This is a genomic window from Pseudomonas sp. GW821-FHT11D10 (assembly GCF_058808435.1).
Map to the genome: position 1 here is coordinate 159,441 of NZ_JBXARR010000012.1, position 18,380 is coordinate 177,820.

The following is an 18,380-nucleotide window of genomic DNA, read 5'->3' on the forward strand; positions in this document are numbered from 1 at the left end:
AGGGTCAGGACTCCTGGTCGTGCCGATTGACCCGCTCTTCCAACTTGTTCTGGAAGTGCGACAGCACCGTGGCCAGAATCCAGTAGATCAGCGCGGCGGCAAGATACATGGTGAAGACTTCGAAAGTCCGGGCGGTAATCAGCTGTGCCTGACGGAACAGCTCCGGCACCTGAATGGTGGCGGCCAGTGCGGTGTCCTTGACCAGCGAAATGAAGCTGTTGCCCAGCGGCGGCAACGCCGTGCGCATCGCCTGCGGCAGGATGGCCCGGCGCAGGGTCTGCGCGCGGGTCATGCCGATGCTCGCAGCGGCTTCCCACTGGCCGCGTTCGATCGAACCGATCGCGGACCGCAGGATTTCACAGGCGTAGGCGGCCATGTTCAGCGAGAAGCCGATCAGGGCCGCCGGCAGCGGGTCGAGTTCCATGCCCAATTGCGGCAAGCCGTAATAGATCACGAACAGTTGCACCAGCAACGGCGTGCCGCGAAAGAACGACACGTAGATGCGGGCCAGCCAGCTGACCGACTTGAAGCGCGACAGGCGCATCAACGCCAGGCCAAAGCCCAGCAGCAGGCCGAAGAACATGCCGCCGAGGCTGAGGATTACCGTGTAGTACGCGCCCTTCAACAGGAAGGGCGCGGAGTCCAGAGCGAGTTGGAAAGCTTCTTCCATTATTTGGTGACGTCAGCGTTGAAGTATTTCGTGGACAGCTTCTCAAGGGTGCCGTCGGCACGCAGTTCGTCGAGGGCCTTGTTCACGGCGGCCAGCAGTTCAGGCTCGCCTTTGCGCAGGGCAACACCGGCTTCCTGACGCGAGAAGGCTTCACCGGCGGCGACGGTTTTCGGCGCTTTCTTGGCGTATTCCAGCGCAGCCAGACGGTCGATCAGGATCGCGTCGGTACGGCCGTTGTTCAGGTCGGCGAACTTGGTCGGATCATCGTCGTAGGTGCGCACGTCGGCACCCGGCACATTGGCGCGAACCCACTGTTCGTAGTTGGTGCCCAGACCCACGCCGACTTTCTTGCCGGACAGGTCAGCGGCGGTCTTGATGTTCAGCGTGGCTGCCTTGTCTTTCAGCACCAGTGCCTGAATCCCGGAAACGGTGTACGGCTCGGAGAAGTCATACTTCTTCTTGCGCTCTTCGGAGATGGTCACTTGGTTGACCACGACGTCCAGACGCTTGGATTCGAGGGCTGCGAGGATGCCGTCCCATTTGGTCGGCTGAATCTTGGCCTTTACGCCCAGCTTCTTGGCCAGGGCTTCGGACAGCTCGACTTCGAAACCCGACAGCTTGCCGTCGGCATCGACGAAGCTGAACGGTGGGTAAGTGCCTTCCAGGCCGACGTTGATAACGCCTTTGTCCTTGATCTGTTGCAGTTGCTCACCGGCAACAGCCTGCCCCAGCAGACCGGCGCTCAGTGCCAGGCCCAGCGAACCTACCAGCAGATTTCGACGTAGTGCGGAAAGAATCATGACAAGCCCCTGTGTTTTCTTATGGAAGACGCTTAAGGAAAGTTGGCGAATCCGGGAATTGGACGACAGCGCTATCCTGCCTTAAAGCAGCTTATGCGTCTCTCGCGAAATTCGCCTGCGGCGAGACTATATGACGGTTCTTTTAGAATGGAAAATAATGAATTTTCCATTTGTTATTCTTTTAATGAATATGTATTCGAGCTGACGCTGAGCGTTCCCACGTCGGGCGCGGGAACGCGCTCAGGCCTACAGAAAGTCCTTGTACGCGAACAACGCCGGGGCGCCGCCGGTGTGCAGGAAGATGATCGGGCCGTCGTCGAAACGCCCGCGACCGATGCCGTCGAGCAGCCCGGCCATGGCCTTGCCGGTGTAGACCGGATCGAGCAGCACGGCGTCCTGACTCGCCAGCAGTTTCACCGCTGCCAGGGTTCCGGCATTCGGCTCGCCGTAACGCGGGCCGAAGTATTCGTCCCACAACTCGACCTTGAAACTGTCCGGCAGCGCCACACCCAGCAGGTCGGCGGTGCGTTCGGCCAGGCCCTGGACTTTCGGGCGCTGATCTTCTTCGCTGCGCGATACCGTCACGCCGATCACCGGCAGTTGTGGCAGCGCTTCACTCAGCGCCAGCGCCAGACCGCTGTGAGTGCCAGCGCTGCCCGAGGCCAAAACGACGGCGGAAAATTGCAGGCCGGTGTCCTTGATCTGCTCCGCCAGTTCCAGGCCGGCGCGTACGTAACCCAGTGCGCCGAGGGCGTTGGAGCCACCGATCGGCACCAGGTACGGCTTCTTGCCGTTGCTGCGCAGGCGCACGGCGAGGGCGGCCAGTTGTTCGTCGGCGTTGTCGAGGTTGTCGACCAGCTCGACCTTGGTGTCGAACAGGTCCAGCAGCAGGCGATTGCCGTTGCCGGTGTAGTTGCTGTCATCGGTGCCCAGCGGGTTTTCCAGCAGGGCCACGCAGCCCAGGCCCAGTTTCGCGGCCAGTGCGGCGGTCTGGCGAACGTGGTTCGATTGCAGTGCGCCGGCGGTGATCAGGGTATCGGCGCCTTGGGCGAGGGCATCGGCGGCGAGGTATTCGAGCTTGCGCAGCTTGTTGCCGCCCATGGCCAGCGGCGTCAGGTCATCGCGTTTGATGTAGACATCGCGGCCGAGCCAGGTGGACAGGCGCTCGAGTTTTTCCAGTGGGGTCGGTTGGCCGAGCAGGTCGAGGCGGTTAAAGCGATCCAGCTGTTGTTTGATCGGTTGTGTGGACATGGTTCCGTACTGATGCAAGGAGATGTCAGGACTATAGGCACGCCGATTTACCGGGGCAACCGCCAATCGCTTATAGCCAAATGTGCTTAGCCCAGCACTATCGGTTCTTAATTCGCGCCCGTGGGGTTGCCGTAAAGTAGTCGCCGTTGACGCGGCCAGACAGTCCGGCCGCCCGTGAGGAGTCTTTACCGTGAGCGAGCGTTCCAGCCATTGGCAATTGCAGACCATCGTCAGCCAGCTGCGTACCGCGCGGGATCAGTGGCGGGCACAAAATGGCCGTGCTTCCGGCGAGCAGGGCGGACGCGAATTGCCGTCCCGTGATGCGATGGCGCAAATCCTGGAAGCCCTGTGCGGCGCGTTGTTCCCGATGCGGCTGGGGCCGGTGGATCTGCGTGAGGAGAGCGAGGATTTCTACGTCGGTCATACCCTCGACGTCGCCTTGAATGCGCTGCTGGCTCAGGCACGACTCGAATTGCGTTACGTCGCCCGTCACAGTGCCCAGGCCGATACCGAAGTCGAGGTGCAGGCCATCAGGATCATCCAGGATTTCGCCCTCGCGTTGCCGGGCCTGCGCAGTCTGCTCGATACCGATGTACTGGCGGCGTATCACGGCGACCCGGCGGCGCGCAGTGTGGATGAAGTGCTGCTGTGCTATCCGGGGATTCTGGCGGTGATTCACCATCGTCTGGCCCACCATTTGTATCGCGCGGGTTTGCCGCTGCTGGCGCGGATCAGCTCGGAAATCGCCCACTCGGCGACCGGCATCGATATTCACCCGGGCGCGCAGATCGGCCGCAGTTTCTTCATCGACCATGGGACCGGCGTGGTGATCGGCGAGACCGCGATCATCGGCGAGCGCGTCAGGATTTATCAGGCGGTGACCCTCGGCGCCAAGCGCTTCCCGGCGGACGAGGACGGCCAGTTGCAGAAGGGCCATCCACGCCATCCGATCGTCGAGGACGACGTGGTGATTTACGCCGGGGCGACGATCCTGGGGCGGATCACCATCGGCAAAGGCTCGACCATCGGCGGCAATGTTTGGCTGACCCGCAGCGTGCCGGCCGGGTGCAACCTGACCCAGGCCAACCTGCAGCATGATGACGGGACGCAGAAGTAATTTTTCTGTCTGATCGTTCCCGCGCAACGCGGGAACGATCGTCCTCGCCACAGCGTCATACCCCCTCTTGAGCTAGCGTACGAAAGGTACCGCTGAGCCCTGCGATTAGTCCTGAGCGTACTATCCATGTTTAACTTGAACGTTCATTCAAGTTAAACCGGCGGTTCGCTGCCCGCTCACAACAGGAGGCTTGCCTTTGCTGAGTCCGATCATTTCAGCCATTTTCCAATCCCTTGAGGTGCACCGTTCATGAGTGCATCGTCCACCCCCGCCAGCGGTCTGGTGCGCATGAATCCGCCGGTGTTCTGGTTCGCCGCGACGGTGATCCTGCTGTTTGGTCTGACGGTCATCGCCATGCCGGAACAGGCCGGCGCCTGGCTTCTCGAAGCGCAAAACTGGGCGGCCAACACGGTCGGCTGGTACTACATGCTCGCGATGACCCTGTATCTGGTCTTCGTGGTGGTCACCGCGTTATCGGGCTACGGCAAGATCAAACTCGGTGCCGACCACGACGAACCCGAATTCAGTTACCTGTCCTGGGCCGGCATGCTGTTCGCCGCCGGGATCAGCATCACGCTGTTTTTCTTCTGCGTGTCCGAACCGCTGACCCACATGCTCCAGCCGCCGCAAGGCGAGACCGGCACCGCGGAGGCGGCGCGTCAGGCGATGCAGATTCTGTTTCTGCACTGGGGCCTGCACGGCTGGGGCGTGTTCGCCTTTGTCGGCATGGCGCTGGCGTATTTCGCCTACCGGCATAACCTGCCGCTGGCCCTGCGTTCGGCGCTGTACCCGCTGATCGGCAAACGCATCAACGGGCCCATCGGCTACGCGGTGGACGGCTTCGGCATCATCGCTACGGTGTTCGGTCTCGGTGCGGACATGGGCTTCGGCGTGCTCCATCTCAACTCCGGTCTGGACTACCTGTTCGGCATCGCCCACACCCAGTGGATTCAGGTCGGCCTGATCACGCTGATGATGGGTGCGGCGATCATCGTCGCCGTCTCCGGTGTGGATAAGGGCGTGCGGGTCATGTCCGACATCAACATGCTGCTGGCCTGTGCGCTGCTGCTGTTCGTGTTGTTCGCCGGCCCTACCCAGCATTTGCTCAACACCCTGATCCAGAATCTGGGCGACTACCTCGGCGCGTTGCCGATGAAGAGTTTCGACCTCTACGCCTACGACAAACCGAGCGACTGGCTCGGCGGCTGGACAGTCTTTTACTGGGCCTGGTGGATCGCATGGTCGCCGTTCGTGGGCCTGTTCATCGCACGGATTTCCCGTGGCCGGACCATCCGCGAATTCGTCTTCGGCGTGCTGCTGATTCCACTCGGTTTCACCTTGGCGTGGATGTCGATCTTCGGCAACAGCGCCATCGACCAGGTGCTCAATCATGGTATGTCGGCGCTGGGCATGTCGGCCCTCGACAACCCGTCGATGACCCTTTACCTGCTGCTGGAAACCTACCCGTGGAGCAAAACCGTCATCGCGGTAACGGTGTTCATCAGCTTCGTGTTCTTCGTCACCTCCGCCGACTCCGGCACCGTGGTGCTCTCGACCCTGTCGGCCAAGGGCGGCAACCCGGATGAAGACGGGCCGAAATGGCTGCGGGTGTTCTGGGGCGCGATGACCGCGCTGATCACCAGCGCGCTGCTGTTTTCCGGCAGCATCGATGCGCTGAAGTCGGCGGTGGTGCTGACCTCGTTGCCGTTCTCGCTGATTCTGCTGCTGATGATGTGGGGCTTGCACAAGGCGTTTTATCTGGAGTCGCAGAAGCAGATCGCGCAACTGCATTCGCTGGCGCCGGTCTCCGGTTCACGGCGAGGCAAGGGCGGCTGGCGCCAGCGTCTGAGTCAGGCCGTGCACTTCCCGTCGCGCGACGAGGTGTACCGCTTCATGGACACCACGGTGAAACCGGCCATCGAAGAAGTGACGGCGGTGTTCGCCGAGAAAGGCCTGAACGTGGTCACCCAACCGGATCCGGCGCACGACAGCGTCAGCCTGGAAATCGGTCACGGCGAGCAGCACCCGTTCATCTATCAGGTGCAGATGCGCGGCTACTTCACGCCGTCGTTCGCGCGAGGCGGCATGGGTTCCAAGCAGTTGAACAATCGCCGCTACTACCGCGCCGAAGTGCATCTGAGCGAGGGCAGTCAGGACTACGATCTGGTTGGTTACACGAAAGAGCAGATCATCAACGACATCCTCGACCAGTACGAACGGCACATGCAGTTCCTGCATCTGGTGCGTTGATCGGGGCAGGGCGCCGGGACGCTTTCAGGTCTCGGCGCTCAGCGCCATGAACAACACCATCGCCGCCAGCGGCACGCCATACACGGCGCTGCCGATCGCAATCTCCGACCCCAGCGGCTGCCCGGCATGCACCACGCCGACCGCACCATTGATCACCGTCAACGCCAGCCACAACGCCGCGAAACCATAGGCCAGCGTCTGCCGACTGAAGCCGATGCGCTCGCCGATGTAGAACATCAGCGCCAGCAGGATCAGGCCGAAGAAGATGATGATTGCGGTGTGCATGGTGGGTTTCGCCTGGTGGATTCGTTTACCTGCGATTCGTCCAGCTCGGTGTCCTTTAAGAGCATAGCCAAACCGGCCCATTCTTTTCGTGTCTCTCCGCTGGCTGACCATGACGTTCTGTCTATGCCATCCAGACTGCGAGCTGCATCAGATCTTCACGTCACTATCGATTTCAAGATGTGTAATTTAACTTTCTGATTGCAGGTTCTACCTATAGTGCGCTGCATCTACGGGTGTACAGGAAGGGCACTAATGAAATTTCCGGTCGTTCTGCATAAGGATTTCGACTCAGACTACGGAGTGATCGTCCCCGACATTCCGGGTTGTTACTCGTCAGGCGGTACAGCCGCTGAAGCTGTCAGCAACATTCAAGAAGCATTGGCATTGCACTTTGCGGGACTGGTCGCGGATCGCGAGTCGTTGCCGCGGGTGCGGGACATTGGTGCTCATCTCGACAACCCGGAATACGCCGGAGGCGTTTGGGATGTAGTCGAGTTTGATATCACCCCATATTTTTCGATCTGACTCGCATATTTTGAGAGCGAGTCTTTGGGTCAGGTGCTTTCCCGCTCGATGACTTGGCATTGCAGCAAATTAAGTCGCTGCACCTCATCGCTCGGCAACACGCCAAGGCTTTCCAGCACCCGCGTCGCCGCCAGCACGCCAATCTCCAGCGCCGGCGGTTTGATCGTGCTCAGGCTCGGCAGCAGCATCTCGGCGAACGGGTAGTCGCCGAAGCCGAGGACGGCGCAGTCTTCGGGGATCTTGAGGCCGGCGCGTTGCCCGGCGAGCAGGCCGCCGGCGGCGAGGTTGTCGTTGGCGAAGATGATGGCGTCCGGGCGGGGTGAGGCGTTCATCAGCGATTCCATCGCTTGCTTGCCGGCCTCGAACGGGGCGCGATTGGCGTCGGGTGCGAATACCCAGGGCTCCAGATCGAGTTCACGCACGGTCGCGGCGTAACCGTCGCGGCGTTCCAGTGCGCTGAAGTCGCCGGGTGCGCTGTTCTGCACGAAGGCGATTCGCCGATAGCCTTTGTCGTGCAGATAACGGGCGGCGCTGACACCCACTTCAAAGTGCGAAAAACCGATCTGCATCGGCTCACGCTCCGGTTGGTAATCCCAGGTTTCGATCACCGGGATATCCGCTTCGGCGAGCATCTTTTCCGTGCCCGCGCTGTGGAAGTGACTGGTGACCACCAGCGCTGCAGGCGACCAGCCGAGGAATGCCCGCACGGCGTTTTCTTCCTGCTCGGTGCTGAAGTAACTCGATGCCAGAAGAAGCTGATAACCGTGACGGCTGAGGGTGTCGCTGAAGCCCTGAATGGTGTTGGCGAAGATCGGCCCGGAGATGTTCGGAATAACCATGCCGACGATTTTCCCCCGCGCCGAGGCTAGCCCGCCGGCCACCAGATTCGGCACGTAACCCAGTTCGGCGACCACGGCCGCGATCCGTTCGCGACGTTCGGGCGAGACCTGTTCCGGCTGGTTGAAGTAGCGCGACACGGTGATCGCCGAAACACCGGCCTGGCGCGCCACCGCGTTGAGGGTCACGCGACCGGCGCCACGGCGTTTGCGGGGTTTTTCTTCGCTCAAGGCTCGATCCTTCTTAAAAACCAAAACGCATATAAAAGTAATTTTTCAGTATTGGACGGTCTATGTCCGGCTTGCCAATACTGGCGATGTTAGCGCTAACAAAGCGCGTTGTCTGCTACTCGCTCGAGCGAATGCCCAAGACACCGAGACAGGCGCTGTCGTCGCAGAACGGCAGCGGTTCAGGGCAACTTTTCGAGCGGGCAAACATGCACAACATTCCTGGGGCGACACACAAACTGGCGCAATCGATCCGCACTGCGGGCTGGCTACTCACCGGGCTGGCCGCGCTGCCGCTGCCCGCCGCGTTCGCCGCCGACAGCACCGATCAGGAGCCGACACTCAAGTCCGTCACGGTCACCGCCACCCGCCGCGAAGAGTCGCTGCAAAAGGTGCCGGTGGCGGTGTCGGTGATCGACGGCGAGCAACTGGAGCGCGACAACCGCAACAGCGTGGGGAGCATCGTCCAGCAAGTGCCGTCGCTGAATTTCCGCACCGGCGCATCGAACAAGGACACTTCGTTGTTCGTGCGTGGCGTGGGGACGATTTCCACCTCGCCGGGGGTCGAGCCGACCGTGGCCACGGTGATTGATGGCGTGGTCTACGCCCGTCCCGGCCAATCCACTCTGGATCTGCTGGACCTGGAACGCGTCGAAGTCCTGCGCGGCCCGCAAGGCACGCTGTTCGGCAAGAACGCCTCGGCCGGCGTGCTGAACATCACCAGCAAGGCGCCGACCGCCGAGACCCACGGCTACATCGATCAGTCGTACTACAGCGGCAACGAAAGCCGCACCCGTTTCGGCATCGGCGGCAGCCTGATTCCGGACACGCTCAAGGGCTCGATCAGCACATTGTTCGGCACTTACGACGGCAACGTCGACAACAAGCACAACGGTCAGGAGGTTAACGGTTACAACCATCGCGGCGTGCGCGGCAAACTGGAATTCACCCCGAACGACGACGTCACCTTCACCCTGATCGCCGACTACATGCAGTCCCACGATGACGGCCCGAACGGCGTCGTGACCAAGGCTCTGACCCCGGCCTTCGCCAATGCGCTGAGCCCGGTCGGCGCCACCAGCCACAACCGCGACATCAACACCGACACCCGCACCCACGTCGAGGACACCAACAAGGGCCTGTCCGGCCAGCTCGACTGGCAACTGGGCGATTACACCCTGACGTCGATCACCGCGTGGCGCGGCTGGGACAACACCCAGTATCAGGACGGCGACCGCCTCGGCACGGTGACGGCGGCGTTCCCCGGCACGGCGGACAAAGGCGATCTGGCGTTCGACCAGTACTCGCAGGAGCTGCGCCTCGCGTCGCCGAAAGGCGAATTCCTCGAATACGTCGGTGGCCTGTTCTACATGCACGGCAAGGACGAGGAAACCTATCAGCGCACCCTGACCACCACGACGCGGACTGATCGCGGCGTTGCCGATTACAGCACCACCAGCGACAGCTACGCAGTGTTCGGCGAGAGCACGCTGAACTTCACCTCGGACTTCCGTGGCATCGCCGGCCTGCGCTATACCCACGACGATCTCGAATACGATCACCGTCGCGTCTCCACTTCCGCCACCACCGTCAGCGGCATTCAACCGGCCACCCGCAGTTCCGGTTCGGTGGACGAGGACGGCTGGTCCGGCCGTCTCGGTTTGCAGTACGACCTGAGCGACACCGTCACCACCTATCTGACCTACTCGCGTGGCTACAAAGGCCCTGCCTACAACGTGTTCTTCAACATGCAGCCGCGCGATACCGAAGCGCTGAAACCGGAAACCTCCAACACCTGGGAGGCGGGGATCAAAGCCTCAAGCTGGAACAATCGCCTGACCACCAACCTCGCGGTTTTTCACAGCGACTACGACAACTACCAGGCGAACTTTTTCGACACCGTCGCCGGGCAAGTCGTAACGCGCCTGATCAACGCCGGCAGCGTCAGCACCGAGGGTGTGGAACTTGATTTCGCCCTGCAGGCGACCCAGCAACTGAAGTTCTCCGGCGCGCTGGCTTACACCCGCGCCCGCATCGACGAGTTCGCCTGCCCGGCGGGCGCTGCGGCGTCGTGCAACGTCAACGGCAAACCGCTGCCGTTCAGCCCGGACTGGAAAAGCTACGTGCGGGCCGACTACACCATCCCGCTGGATAACGGCCTGGATATCGAACTCGGCACCGACTACAGCTGGCAGAGCGAAGTGCAGTACGACATCAGCCAGAACGCCGATACCAAACAGGGCGCCTACGGCCTCTGGAACGCCAGCGTGGCCCTGGCCGATTACACCAACGGCTGGCGCGTGGCGTTGCTCGGCAAGAATCTCACCGACAAGTCGTATTCACCATTGCTCGCCAGCGGTGGCAACTACATCTACCGCGCCGTGCCTCGCGACGACGAGCGCTACTTCGGCGTGCAACTGCGCAAGGACTTCTGAGATGAGCAGACAGCTGAAACTCGGCGCGTTCCTCATGGCCACCGGGCACCACGTCGCCGCGTGGCGTCACCCGGAAGTGCCGGCCAACGCCGGGCTGGATTTCGCCCATTACAAACGCCTGGCGCAGATTGCCGAGGCGGCGAAATTCGACACCTTGTTCATCGCCGACAGCGTCGCCGCGCCAACCCAGGACATTGCCAGCCGCATGGCTCGTTCGGATCACTTCGAACCGCTGACCTTGCTCTCGGCCCTGAGCGCAGTGACCGAGCACATCGGCCTGATCGCTACCGCCACCACCAGCTACAACGAGCCGTACCACGTGGCGCGTAAATTCGCTTCGCTCGATCACCTGTCGGGCGGGCGAGCGGGGTGGAATCTGGTGACCTCGGACAACGCCGCCGAAGCGCAGAATTTCGGCCGCGACGAACACATCGGCCATGCCGAACGCTACAGCCGCGCCCGGGAATTTCATCAGGTGGTCACCGGGCTCTGGGACAGTTGGCAGGACGATGCCTTCATTCGCGACAAGGCCAGCGGCGCCTATTACGACCCGGAAAAACTGCACGTGCTGAATCACGTCGGCGAGCACTTCAAGGTCAAAGGCCCGCTGAATGTCGCGCGTTCGCCACAGGGTCAGCCGGTGATCGTGCAGGCCGGCTCGTCGGAAACCGGACGTGAACTGGCGGCGCAGACGGCCGAAATGGTGTTCACCGCGCAGACCTCGCTAGCCAGCGCCCAGGCGTTTTACACCGACCTCAAGGGGCGCTTGCCGAAGTTCGGACGCAGTGCTGATTCGCTGAAAATCATGCCCGGCGTGTTTGTCGTGGTCGGGCAGACGGAAGCCGAAGCGCAGGAAAAATGTGAAACGTTTCAGCAATTGGTCGAACCCGAGGTTGGCGTCGCCCTTCTTGGGCGTATGCTGGGCAACTTCGATCTGTCGAAGTACCCGCTGGACGGGCCGCTGCCGGAGTTGCCGCTGACTGACAGCGGCCAGCAGAGCCGACAGAAACTGCTGACCGAACTGGCCGGCCGGGAGCATCTGACCCTGGCCGAACTGGGCCGCAGAATCGCCGGCGGTCGCGGGCATTACAGCGTCGTCGGCACACCGTCGCAGATTGCCGACCGTTTGCAGGAATGGTTCGAGCAGGGCGCGGCGGACGGCTTCAACGTGCTGGTGCCGCACCTGCCCGGCGGGCTCGAAGACTTCGCCAATGGCGTGGTCCCGGAACTGCAACGGCGTGGGCTGTTCAGAACGGAATACGAGGGCCGGACCTTGCGCCAGAACCTTGGCCTCGCCCGGCCCGGCAACAGATTTGCGTAGCAATCGACACCCGATTCAAGACCGACAAGAGAGGATTCGATGACTTACACCGCTGCCAAGAATCGCTACAACTCCATCCCTTACCGCCGCGTCGGACGCAGCGGTCTGGTGCTGCCGGCGCTGTCCCTGGGCCTGTGGCACAACTTCGGCGACAGCACGCCGATCGACACCCAGCGCTCGTTGCTGCGCACGGCGTTCGATCTGGGGATCAACCACTTCGACCTGGCCAACAACTACGGCCCTCCCTACGGCAGCGCCGAGACCAATTTCGGCCGTCTGCTGCGCGAAGACTTCAAGCAGTATCGCGACGAACTGATCATCTCCAGCAAGGCCGGCTGGGACATGTGGCCCGGCCCTTACGGCCAGGGCGGCGGCTCGCGCAAATACGTGCTGGCCAGCCTCGACCAGAGCCTGCAACGCCTGGGCCTGGACTATGTGGATATCTTCTATTCGCACCGCTTCGACCCGGACACCCCGCTGGAAGAAACCGCCAGCGCCCTCGCCACGGCGGTGCAGCAGGGCAAGGCGTTGTACATCGGTATCTCGTCGTACTCCGGCGTGAAAACCCGCGAAATCGCTGCGTTGCTCAAAGAGTGGAAAGTGCCGCTGCTGATTCACCAACCAGCGTACAACCTGCTCAACCGCTGGGTGGAAAAGGACCTGCTCGACACTACCGACGAACTCGGCACCGGCGTGATTGCGTTCACCCCGCTGGCACAAGGTCTGCTGACCGACAAATACCTCAACGGCGTGCCGGCGGATGCGCGGGTCAATCGTCCGGGCGGTGGTTCGTTGCTGTCTTCGCACTTGTCCGAGGCGAACATTGCTCATGTGCGGGCGTTGAATGAAATCGCCAAACGTCGCGGGCAGAGCCTGGCGCAACTGGCATTGGCATGGACGCTGCGGGATCCGCGAGTGACTTCGGCGCTGATCGGTGCGAGCCGGCCGGAGCAGATTATTGAGAACGTTGGGGCTTTGAAGAATTTGAGCTTCAGTGCGGAAGAGCTGGCGGAGATTGACCGGTTTGCTCAGGAGGGCGGGATTAATCTTTGGGAGAAGCCTTCTACGGCGGAATAAACGACACACTGATCGTTCCCACGCTCTGCGTGGGAATGCAGCCCGGGACGCTCCGCGTCAGCAGTGCGTGGGAACGATCAGTTGTTCAGCGAAAAAACGGCACATCCCCCAACACCGTAGCCCGCTGCATCACCCGCCGCGCCGGCCGGTAGTCATCCACCGCGTAATGCTGGGTCACGCGGTTGTCCCAGAACGCAATGTCATCCTTCTGCCAGCGCCAGCGAATGGTGAATTCCGGCCGCGTCGCGTGGGCGAACAGAAACTTCAACACCGCTTCGCTCTCGGTCTCCGACAGCTCATTGATCTTCGACGTGAACCCTTCGCTGACGAACAGCGAGCGCCGCCCGCTCACCGGATGCGTGCGGATCACCGGGTGCGACAGCGGTGGATTCTTGCGCCGTGCCGCTTCCCACTGCGCCAGTGCTTCCGGCGTGTTGCCGTAGCGCTCCAGCGGAAACGAGCGGGTGAAATCGTGAGTCGCGGTCAGCCCTTCAAGCATTGCTTTCATCGGCGCCGACAGCGCTTCATACGCAGCAATCCCGCTGGCCCACAATGTGTCGCCACCGAACTCCGGCAGCAGCTTGGCGCTGAGCACCGCGCCCATGGCCGGGGTCGGCAGGAAGGTCACGTCGGTGTGCCAGATCGCGTTGTCGCGCACGTCGGTAACGGCGGTGTCGAGGATCAGCACTTCCGGCTGTTCCGGCACGTTCGGGTAGATCGGATGAATGTGCAGGTCCCCGAAGTAGGCGGCGAAACGCGCCTGCTGCGACGGCTCGATCGGCTGATTGCGGAAGAACAGCACCTGATATTTGAGCAGTGCCTGCTCGATGGCGTCGCGCTGTTCCAGGTTCAGCGGCTGGCTGACGTCGACGCCGCTGATCTGTGCGCCGAGGGCCGAGCTTAAAGGGGTGATGTTCAGGCTGCTCATGGTGGTTCTCTTCAATTCCGGGGCCCCGAAACTGTCGGGGTAGTCAGTGCTGAAAAATCAGTGGGCCTGGCCGTGCCACGGCACCAGTTTGCGTTGCAGGGCGCGCAGGCCCATCTCCATCGCGAAGGCGATCAGGGCGATGACCAGAATCCCCAGCACCACCACATCGGTGACCAGGAACTGCGCGGCCGACTGCACCATGAAGCCCAAGCCGCTGGTGGCCGCAATCAGTTCGGCGGCGACCAGAGTCGACCAGCCAACACCCAGACCAATGCGCACACCGGTCAGAATGTCCGGCAGGGCGCTTGGCAAAATCACATGGCGGATCAGTTGCGCGCGAGTCGCGCCCAGCGACTGTGCGGCACGCAATTTGGCCGGGTCGACAGTGCGCACACCGGTGGCGGTGGCAATCGCGATCGGAGCGAAAATCGCCAGATAGATCAGCAGCACTTTCGACAACTCGCCGATGCCGCACCAGATCACGATCAGCGGCAGATAGGCGAGTGGCGGAATCGGCCGGTAGAACTCGATCAGCGGATCCAGCACGCCACGGGCGATGCGGTTGGCGCCGATGGCAATGCCCACCGGCACCGCGGTCAGAATCGCAAAACCGAGGCCCAGGCCGATGCGGCTGAGGCTCGCGCCCAGGTGCTGCCACAACGTCGAATCCATGTAGCCCGTGGTCGCCAGCAACCAGCCTTTTTGCAGCACGGCGGACGGTGGCGGCAGGAACAACGGTTCGATCAGGCCGGTGGCGGTCACGGCCCACCAGATCACCAGCAACGCGAACAGGGTCAGCAGGCTGATCCAGCGGGTGCTGAGGCTGCGGCGCACGGGAATCACCACCGACGTGGTGGCGGGTTTCACTGCGGTGGCGGAAACGTCGTAACTGCTCATGCGCGCTCCTGCCGCTGAACGGCGCTGCGTTGCGAGAACACTTTGGCCAGCACGTGTTCGCGGGTTTCGATGAAGCGCGGATCGGACTTGATCGACCGCGCCGATTCGCCGGCGGCATAGCGCTGGCCGAAGTCGAGGTGCAGACGCTCGACAATCTGCCCCGGATTCGGCGCCAGCAGAATCAGGTCAGTGGCGAGGAACACCGCTTCTTCAATGTCGTGGGTAATCAGGAATACCGGTTTGGCGGTGCGTTGCCAGACTTGCAGCAACAGCTCCTGCATCTGTTCGCGGGTGAAGGCATCGAGGGCGCCGAAGGGCTCGTCCATCAGCAACACACGCGGGTCGGCCGCGAGGGCGCGGGCCAGGCCAACACGTTGCTTCTGGCCGCCGGAGAGCTGCCAGATCCGACGATGTTCAAAACCGGAAAGATCGACCAGCGCGAGCATTTCCCGCGCGCGCTGTTCGCGTTTGTCCTTGGCCACACCGGCCAGTTCCAGACCGAAAGCGACGTTGGCCAGCACGTCCTGCCAGGGCAGCAGGGCGTCGTCCTGGAACACCACGCCGCGTTCGGCGCTCGGGCCTTTGACCGGCACGTTGTCGAGGGTGATGCGGCCGGCGCTCGGTTCGACGAAGCCGGCAATCAGGTTCAACAGCGAAGTCTTGCCACTGCCGGACGGGCCGAGGGCCACCAGCAATTGCTGAGGGCCGAGGGTCAGGGAAATGTCGGACAGTACCGGTTCCGGGCTGCCGGGGTACTGTGCGCTGATGCGCTCCAGCTGTAGCAAGGCCATCGCAATTAACTCCCGATCAGTTGGTGATGTACTTGGCGCTGACGTACGGCGCGTAGTCCGGCAGTACCGCTTCGACCTTGCCTTGCTCTTTGAGGAACGCAGCGGTGTCGGTGATGGCTTTGGTGGTCGGCGCGCCGAGGTCACTGACCTGATCCGCCGCCAGCGGGTAGGCGTTGCCCTGCAGCAGCAATGGGATGTCGCTGGCCTTGGCGCCGGAGAGTTTCACCAGCTTGTCGACGTTGCTCTGATTGGCGAGCCAGGCTTTCGGATCCTTGCGGTAGTCGGCGTAGGCGTCGAGGGTGACCTTGGCGAACGCGGTGACGATTTCCGGGTGCTTCTCGGCGAAGTCCTTGCGCACGATCCAGGCGTCGAAGGTCGGCGCGCCGAACTTGGCCAGCTCACCGGAAGTGATCAGCACTTTGCCGTTTTCCTTGGCCACACCCAGCGCCGGATCCCAAACGTAAGTGGCGTCGATGTCACCGCGTTTCCACGCGGCAATGATCGCTGGGGGGGCGAGGTTGAGGACGGTGACTTTCGACGGGTCGATGTTCCAGTGTTTCAGCGCGGCCAACAGGCTGTAGTGACCGGTGGACACGAACGGCACGGCGATTTTCTTGCCGACCAGATCCTGCGGGGTTTTGATACCGGAACCGTCGCGGGCGACCAGCGCTTCGGCGGCACCGATCTGGGTGGCGATGAGGAAGGTTTCAACTGGGACTTTGCGGGTGATCGCGGCGGTCAGCGGGCTGGAACCGAGGTAACCGATTTGCACATCGCCGGAGGCGATGGCGGCAATAATGTCGGCACCGTTATCGAATTTGCGCCAGTTGATGTCGGCCTTGGTGGCTTTTTCGTAGGCGCCGTCGGCCTGGGCAACTTTCGCCGGGTCAACGGTGGTCTGGTAGGCGACGGTGAGGTCGGCGGCCTGAGCCAGGAAACTCGCGGCAGCCAGAGAGGCCACGGCCAGCAGGCGAAGCGGGAAATTCAGTTTCATTGAAGAGCTCCATATCAGGCGACCGAGCGTCGGCGTGAAAGGAGACTAAATGATCTAAGAATCTAAAAATAAATAACTTTTTAGAATGAGCTTATGAGCGGAAAAATCTAAGCCGGGGGGCTTTTCATAGTTCCCACGCTCTGCGTGGGAATTCAGCTTGTGACGCTCCGCGTCACTGGGACGCAGAGCGTCCCTTGAGGCATTCCCACGCAGAGCGTGGGAACGATCAGACGATCAATCCAAAGACAAACGATCAGTTACTGATCGCCAGAATACTCGCCTGATACGACCCGACAAACACGTCGAAATCGCCGACTTCGTTCTGCTCCAGCTCAGCCTGTTGCGCCAGCGAAGACCGCGCCAGTTCCTCGAACTTCGCTTGTTCCTCAGCCGCCAACGGCTCGCTGCGGAAGAACTCGGCGTGGGCCTGGCTCTGGCGCAGGGAGAATTGCGCGAAGCTTTCCTTGTGTGTGGCCATCGCTGCCAGCACCTGGGCCGAAGGCGTCAGGGACGAATCCTTGACCTTGGCCAGTTGCGCATCGAGCGCCTTGCTGTGGGCATCGCCGCCGTGGCTTTGATCCAGCAGCGCCGCCAGCGGAGCGATTTTTTCCAGCAGTTCGGCGGCCCATTCCTTCAGCTCGACCGGTTGGCCGTCGCGCTGCAATTGCAGACCCGGACGGCGACCTTCCTTGACCACGCTGAGAAAGTTGGAGGTGGCGTTGCCGCAGGAGTTGTTGGTCAGCAGCGGGCTTTCGTTCAGCGCGCAGTACAGCAGGAATGCGTCGAGGAAGCGCGACTCGGTGAGGTCGATACCCATCGGCAGGAACGGGTTGATGTCCAGGCAGCGCACTTCGACGTACTGAATGCCACGGGCCATCAAGGCCTGGATCGGCCTCTCGCCGGTGTAGGTCACGCGTTTCGGGCGGATGTTGGAGTAGTACTCGTTTTCGATCTGCAGGATGTTGGTGTTCAGTTGCACCCACTCGCCATCCTGGTGCGTGCCGACTTCAACGTACGGCGCGTACGGTGTGGCCACCGCTTTGCGCAGGCTGTCGGTGTAGCTCGCCAGGTCGTTGTAGCAAGGGGTCAGGCCGGCCTGGGCGTTGCTCTGGTAACCGAGGTCGCTCATGCGCAGGCTGGTGGCGTAGGGCAGGTACAGGGTGTCCGGATCCAGCTGTTCCAACTGGTGCGCACGACCGCGCAGGAAACCCGCGTCCAGCGCCGGCGAAGCACCGAACAGGTACATCAGCAGCCAGCTGTAGCGGCGGAAGTTACGGATCAGCGCGATATAGGACGACGACTGGAAATCCCGGTCGGTGCCAACGAAGCCTTCGGCTTCTTTCAGCAACGGCCAGAGCTTTTCCGGCAGGGAAAAGTTGTAGTGAATCCCGGCGATGCACTGCATGGTCTTGCCGTAACGCAGGGCCAGGCCCTTGCGGTAGACGTACTTGAGCTGACCGATGTTGGAGGTGCCGTAATAGGCGATCGGGATGTCTTCCTCGGCCGGCAACGGGCACGGCATCGATGGACTCCACAGGTACTCGTTGCCGAGTTTGCTGTAGGCAAAGCGATGAATCTTGTCCAGGCTGGCCAGGGTATCGGCAGGGTCTGGCAGGGCGGGCGTGATGAACTCCAGCAGCGACTCGGAATAGTCGGTCGTGATCTGTTCGTTGGTCAGCGCGGAACCCAGGGCTTCAGGGTGCGGCGTTTGGGCCAGGCGGCCTTCGCCGGTCACACGCAGGCATTCACGTTCGATACCGTGAAGGCACTGCTCAAGCAGAGAGAGGTTAGCGCGCTCGCCGAGCAGAGCCAGGCGGCGGTTGAGAAGTTCGCTCAATTTGGATTCCTTCACGCGTCAGTCGCCCCAATATGGGGGTGGGCAGGACGGTCTACAAGGGTGAAGTTGAAACTGGCGTTTTCGCCTGGTTTTCGGGCCATGAAAGCCCCATTGGAAACGCCAACTTCAGTCCCTGAA

The 18,380-nt window shown here is 61.9% G+C and carries 15 protein-coding genes and 1 pseudogene; 6 read left to right on the top strand and 10 right to left on the bottom strand.

Annotated elements, in window-relative coordinates:
- Window positions 1-4 precede the first annotated feature (4 nt).
- The 3 genes from tcyL to AC1RT4_RS27545 all read right to left on the bottom strand — a co-directional run bounded on the left by tcyL (window position 5) and on the right by AC1RT4_RS27545 (window position 2,721).
- Entirely contained in the window at window positions 5-670 is a 666-nt protein-coding gene (gene tcyL / locus AC1RT4_RS27535) for a cystine ABC transporter permease (protein WP_007952735.1), read from the bottom strand.
- Complete coding sequence (gene tcyJ, locus AC1RT4_RS27540; protein WP_493089239.1) at window positions 670-1,470, bottom strand: cystine ABC transporter substrate-binding protein; 801 nt, start codon at window positions 1,468-1,470, stop codon at window positions 670-672. Before tcyJ ends, tcyL begins: the two co-directional genes overlap by 1 nt.
- Window positions 1,471-1,716: 246 nt before the next feature.
- Window positions 1,717-2,721: a D-cysteine desulfhydrase gene (locus tag AC1RT4_RS27545; protein ID WP_007952732.1), complete on the bottom strand. Its 1,005-nt coding sequence runs from the start codon at window positions 2,719-2,721 to the stop codon at window positions 1,717-1,719.
- A gap of 190 nt (window positions 2,722-2,911) precedes the next feature.
- Between AC1RT4_RS27545 and epsC the strand changes: the two genes are divergently transcribed.
- Window positions 2,912-3,838, top strand: a complete 927-nt coding sequence (gene epsC, locus AC1RT4_RS27550; protein ID WP_493089241.1) for a serine O-acetyltransferase EpsC — start codon at window positions 2,912-2,914, stop codon at window positions 3,836-3,838.
- Between the two features lie 288 nt (window positions 3,839-4,126).
- Entirely contained in the window at window positions 4,127-6,088 is a 1,962-nt protein-coding gene (betT, locus tag AC1RT4_RS27555) for a choline transporter BetT (protein ID WP_493089303.1), read from the top strand.
- A 24-nt stretch (window positions 6,089-6,112) separates the two neighbouring features.
- Here the strand turns inward: betT and AC1RT4_RS27560 are convergent, their stop codons facing one another.
- Entirely contained in the window at window positions 6,113-6,373 is a 261-nt protein-coding gene (locus tag AC1RT4_RS27560; RefSeq protein WP_493089243.1) for a hypothetical protein, read from the bottom strand.
- Between the two features lie 252 nt (window positions 6,374-6,625).
- Between AC1RT4_RS27560 and AC1RT4_RS27565 the strand changes: the two are divergent.
- Window positions 6,626-6,889 (top strand): annotated as a pseudogene (locus AC1RT4_RS27565) (type II toxin-antitoxin system HicB family antitoxin); the annotation flags it as partial.
- Window positions 6,890-6,927: 38 nt separating this feature from the next.
- On the opposite strand, the gene AC1RT4_RS27570 reads toward AC1RT4_RS27565, so the two are convergent.
- Complete coding sequence (locus tag AC1RT4_RS27570) at window positions 6,928-7,965, bottom strand: LacI family DNA-binding transcriptional regulator (RefSeq protein WP_493089245.1); 1,038 nt, start codon at window positions 7,963-7,965, stop codon at window positions 6,928-6,930.
- A gap of 206 nt (window positions 7,966-8,171) precedes the next feature.
- Here AC1RT4_RS27570 and AC1RT4_RS27575 point away from each other — a divergent pair, with 206 nt between their 5' ends.
- The 3 genes from AC1RT4_RS27575 to mgrA are packed head-to-tail and all read left to right on the top strand — an operon-like array spanning window position 8,172 to window position 12,795.
- A complete protein-coding gene (locus tag AC1RT4_RS27575; RefSeq protein ID WP_493089247.1) occupies window positions 8,172-10,397 on the top strand; it encodes a TonB-dependent receptor in 2,226 nt (741 codons plus the stop codon).
- Window position 10,398: 1 nt separating this feature from the next.
- Window positions 10,399-11,718 carry an LLM class flavin-dependent oxidoreductase gene (locus tag AC1RT4_RS27580; RefSeq protein WP_493089249.1) on the top strand — a complete coding sequence of 440 codons (1,320 nt, stop codon included), beginning with the start codon at window positions 10,399-10,401 and terminating at the stop codon, window positions 11,716-11,718.
- A gap of 39 nt (window positions 11,719-11,757) precedes the next feature.
- Complete coding sequence (gene mgrA / locus AC1RT4_RS27585) at window positions 11,758-12,795, top strand: L-glyceraldehyde 3-phosphate reductase (protein WP_262194843.1); 1,038 nt, start codon at window positions 11,758-11,760, stop codon at window positions 12,793-12,795.
- A gap of 85 nt (window positions 12,796-12,880) precedes the next feature.
- On the opposite strand, the gene tauD is transcribed toward mgrA, so the two are convergent.
- The 5 genes from tauD to gshA form a co-directional block, all read right to left on the bottom strand.
- Complete coding sequence (gene tauD, locus AC1RT4_RS27590) at window positions 12,881-13,723, bottom strand: taurine dioxygenase (RefSeq protein WP_221533602.1); 843 nt, start codon at window positions 13,721-13,723, stop codon at window positions 12,881-12,883.
- Between the two features lie 57 nt (window positions 13,724-13,780).
- Window positions 13,781-14,620 carry a taurine ABC transporter permease TauC gene (gene tauC, locus AC1RT4_RS27595; RefSeq protein WP_493089251.1) on the bottom strand — a complete coding sequence of 280 codons (840 nt, stop codon included), beginning with the start codon at window positions 14,618-14,620 and terminating at the stop codon, window positions 13,781-13,783.
- The gene (tauB, locus tag AC1RT4_RS27600) at window positions 14,617-15,411 is read right to left on the bottom strand and encodes a taurine ABC transporter ATP-binding subunit (protein ID WP_007952704.1); all 795 of its coding nucleotides are present in this window, start codon (window positions 15,409-15,411) and stop codon (window positions 14,617-14,619) included. The genes tauC and tauB overlap by 4 nt, the downstream gene beginning before the upstream one ends.
- A 16-nt stretch (window positions 15,412-15,427) precedes the next feature.
- Window positions 15,428-16,405, bottom strand: a complete 978-nt coding sequence (gene tauA / locus AC1RT4_RS27605; RefSeq protein ID WP_493089253.1) for a taurine ABC transporter substrate-binding protein — start codon at window positions 16,403-16,405, stop codon at window positions 15,428-15,430.
- Between the two features lie 253 nt (window positions 16,406-16,658).
- Complete coding sequence (gshA, locus tag AC1RT4_RS27610) at window positions 16,659-18,242, bottom strand: glutamate--cysteine ligase (protein WP_115076177.1); 1,584 nt, start codon at window positions 18,240-18,242, stop codon at window positions 16,659-16,661.
- Between the last annotated feature and the right edge of the window lie 138 nt (window positions 18,243-18,380).

Coding starts and splice junctions, on each gene's coding strand:
- tauB (WP_007952704.1), bottom strand. CDS start 15,411: ATGGCCTTGCTACAGCTGGAGCGCATCAGCGCACAGTACCCCGGCAGC.
- AC1RT4_RS27560 (WP_493089243.1), bottom strand. CDS start 6,373: ATGCACACCGCAATCATCATCTTCTTCGGCCTGATCCTGCTGGCGCTG.
- betT (WP_493089303.1), top strand. CDS start 4,127: ATGAATCCGCCGGTGTTCTGGTTCGCCGCGACGGTGATCCTGCTGTTT.
- AC1RT4_RS27575 (WP_493089247.1), top strand. CDS start 8,172: ATGCACAACATTCCTGGGGCGACACACAAACTGGCGCAATCGATCCGC.
- tauA (WP_493089253.1), bottom strand. CDS start 16,405: ATGAAACTGAATTTCCCGCTTCGCCTGCTGGCCGTGGCCTCTCTGGCT.
- tcyL (WP_007952735.1), bottom strand. CDS start 670: ATGGAAGAAGCTTTCCAACTCGCTCTGGACTCCGCGCCCTTCCTGTTG.
- mgrA (WP_262194843.1), top strand. CDS start 11,758: ATGACTTACACCGCTGCCAAGAATCGCTACAACTCCATCCCTTACCGC.
- tauD (WP_221533602.1), bottom strand. CDS start 13,723: ATGAGCAGCCTGAACATCACCCCTTTAAGCTCGGCCCTCGGCGCACAG.
- AC1RT4_RS27580 (WP_493089249.1), top strand. CDS start 10,399: ATGAGCAGACAGCTGAAACTCGGCGCGTTCCTCATGGCCACCGGGCAC.
- tcyJ (WP_493089239.1), bottom strand. CDS start 1,470: ATGATTCTTTCCGCACTACGTCGAAATCTGCTGGTAGGTTCGCTGGGC.
- AC1RT4_RS27545 (WP_007952732.1), bottom strand. CDS start 2,721: ATGTCCACACAACCGATCAAACAACAGCTGGATCGCTTTAACCGCCTC.
- tauC (WP_493089251.1), bottom strand. CDS start 14,620: ATGAGCAGTTACGACGTTTCCGCCACCGCAGTGAAACCCGCCACCACG.